Source organism: Yersinia artesiana, assembly GCF_902726545.1.
Lineage (GTDB): Bacteria > Pseudomonadota > Gammaproteobacteria > Enterobacterales > Enterobacteriaceae > Yersinia > Yersinia artesiana.
On record NZ_CACVAD010000105.1, the window covers coordinates 1 to 2,709 of the forward strand.

A 2,709-nucleotide genomic window follows, 5' to 3' on the forward strand; every position below is an offset into this window, starting at 1 on the left:
GTTAATAATTGTGATTTAAATCGCATTCACTGACCCGCTTATCCCTTAGGTTTAACTTTAATAAACATTAAATAACTAAAATTAACATTTTATGTGCAACGCCAGCAGCTGTAGCTGACAGGGCTATGGCTGATCTCTGTTCCCTGCGAATAATTAAAATATGAGGCCCTACTATGTCTGAATCATCAACCGAACCTTTAGTTATACCGAAGGTGTTGCCGGCGGAGAATCACGCCTACCGTAAAGCGGCATGGCATATTTTACCGTTACTGATGCTGTGCTATGTCGTGGCTTATCTGGATCGGGTGAATGTGGGCTTTGCCAAGTTACAAATGGCCGATGACTTACAATTCTCTGATGCGGTGTATGGCTTTGGTGCCGGTATCTTCTTTATTGCTTACTTCTTTTTAGAAATTCCCAGTAACCTGATGTTGCATCGTGTTGGAGCACGGTTGTGGATTGCGCGCATCATGATCACCTGGGGCATTATCTCGGCGGGAATGGCTTTTGTTACCACGCCGATGTCATTTTATGTGATGCGTTGTTTATTGGGGATAGCTGAGGCTGGCTTTTATCCGGGGGTGATCCTTTATATTTCATATTGGTTCCCGACTAACCGTCGCGGCCGAATGTATGCTCTATTCGCCACTGCAGTTCCATTATCTGGGGTGATAGGTGCGCCGCTATCTGGTTGGATAATGGATGCCTTTAATGGTTTCCACGGCTTTGCTGGTTGGCAATGGATGTTTATTCTGGAAGGTATTCCCTCGGTACTCATTGGTATTTTGGTGATTTTTAAACTGACGGACAGGATCGGACATGCCAAATGGTTAACCGATGAAGAGAAAAAAATCCTCCAGACCAATATCGATAATGATACTCAGCATCATGTCCATAGCAGCCTAAAAGAGATTTTCCTGCAACCCCGCGTCTGGTTGCTCACTCTTATTTATTTTTGCCTGATTGCCGGTTTTTACACCATTGGCTTCTGGCTGCCGACACTGATTAAAGACAGTGGCGTTACCGATATTCTGTCCATCGGTTTACTGAGTGCAATTCCTTATGCGGCAGCAGCAGTGACGATGGTCGTGGTCTCACGTAGTGCCGACCGCCTGCGGGAACGGCGCTGGCACCTGGCTTTAACCGCGACATTGGGCGGGATTGGGATGATTATCTCCGCCAGCTTCAGTGACAACATCATCATCGCTATGGTGGGATTAACCATGGGAGCGATGGGGGCATTGAGCACGTTGCCACTGTTCTGGAGCTTACCGACGGCATTCCTTGGGGGCACTGCCGCTGCCGCAGGTATTGCGCTGATCAACTCTTGGGGCAATCTGGCGGGCTTCGCCGCACCTTATATGATGGGCTATTTAAAAGATCTGACTCAAAGTACCACCATCGGCATGTTGATTATTTCCACCATGCTATTTATTGGGGCGGGGTTAGTCTTTTTAGTTCCAGCCAAAACAGTTAATCGCTAACCGCGCAGATAAAAAAGGATATGACGATGAATATCATGGTAACGGGCGCTGCTGGTTTTTTAGGGCGTCGATTAATTGAACGTTTATTAACACTGGATTATCTGACGGATAGCCAGGGTAATCAGCGCAGTATTCACAAAATCATGGCTTGTGATGTGGTGCCGTTGAGTGCGATTACCGATGAGCGGGTGCAGGTTTTTTGTGGTGATATTGCCGATTCGCAATGGTTGGCGAGTGTTTTTGACCAGCAGGTTGACACTGTTTTCCACCTGGCGGCGGTTGTTTCCAGTCAGGCGGAAGAGGAATTTGATCTGGGAATGCGCATTAATTTTGATGCCACCCGCGGCTTACTGGAACGGGCGCGCCAACTAGGGCACTGTCCTAAAGTCATTATTACCAGTTCAGTGGCTGTATTTGGTGGCGAGTTACCGGCAGTTGTACCCGATGAGCAGGTCTGGGCGCCGCAAAGTTCTTATGGAACACAGAAAGCCTTGAATGACTTATTGCTGGCAGATTATACCCGCCGAGGATTTGTTGATGGGCGTAGTTTGAGAATGCCCACTATCGTGGTGCGCCCCGGCAAACCAAACCGCGCCGCTTCCAGCTTTGCCAGTGGCATTATTCGTGAGCCATTACAGGGTGTTGAGGTGATTTGCCCGGTGAGTCCACAAACACCTTTGTGGTTGTTATCGCCGAAAATGGCGATTAATAACCTGATCCACGGTCACCAACTGGATGCCAGTCAGCTTAAGTCAGGGCGAGTGATTAATCTGCCAGGATTATCTGTTAGCGTGCAGCAGATGATTGATGCATTACGGCGTATTGCGGGTACTGAAGTGGTTGATCTGATTAAAGTTCAGCAAGATCCACTGATTGAGAAAATTGTGAACTCCTGGCCTGGAAATTTCGAGGCTCACTATGCCAAAGCATTAGGTTTCAGCAGCGATAAGGACTTCGACAGCATCATCAATGACTTTATTCTCGGTGATCTACCCCAGGGGGAGACTGAGTTGCATTAGTTCCGAATTCAACGCTGCCAGGTGCATTGCCCTGCACTTGGCAGTGGTTTAATGAATAAAATAGTTATTTCTCCTGCCTTAATTGATTATCCAAAAAACGTCTAAAGAATCCATCCTGATAAATAGATAAATTCTGCTTTATATTACGCCTGATAGTTTGATGTGAATTTTTGTTAGAATTTTATTTATCACGCTTAATCCTATTT

General features: G+C 46.7%; 2 protein-coding genes. Both read left to right on the plus strand.

The genetic code is table 11. The features are described from left to right. Positions 1 to 173 precede the first annotated feature (173 nt). The gene (locus HU019_RS20105) at positions 174 to 1,484 is read left to right on the plus strand and encodes an MFS transporter (protein WP_011817183.1); all 1,311 of its coding nucleotides are present in this window, start codon (positions 174 to 176) and stop codon (positions 1,482 to 1,484) included. Between the two features lie 26 nt (positions 1,485 to 1,510). Continuing rightward, entirely contained in the window at positions 1,511 to 2,503 is a 993-nt protein-coding gene (gene denD, locus HU019_RS20110) for a D-erythronate dehydrogenase (protein WP_174848878.1), read from the plus strand. The last annotated feature ends 206 nt before the right edge of the window (positions 2,504 to 2,709 follow it).

Coding starts and splice junctions, on each gene's coding strand:
- HU019_RS20105 (WP_011817183.1), top strand. CDS start 174: ATGTCTGAATCATCAACCGAACCTTTAGTTATACCGAAGGTGTTGCCG.
- denD (WP_174848878.1), top strand. CDS start 1,511: ATGAATATCATGGTAACGGGCGCTGCTGGTTTTTTAGGGCGTCGATTA.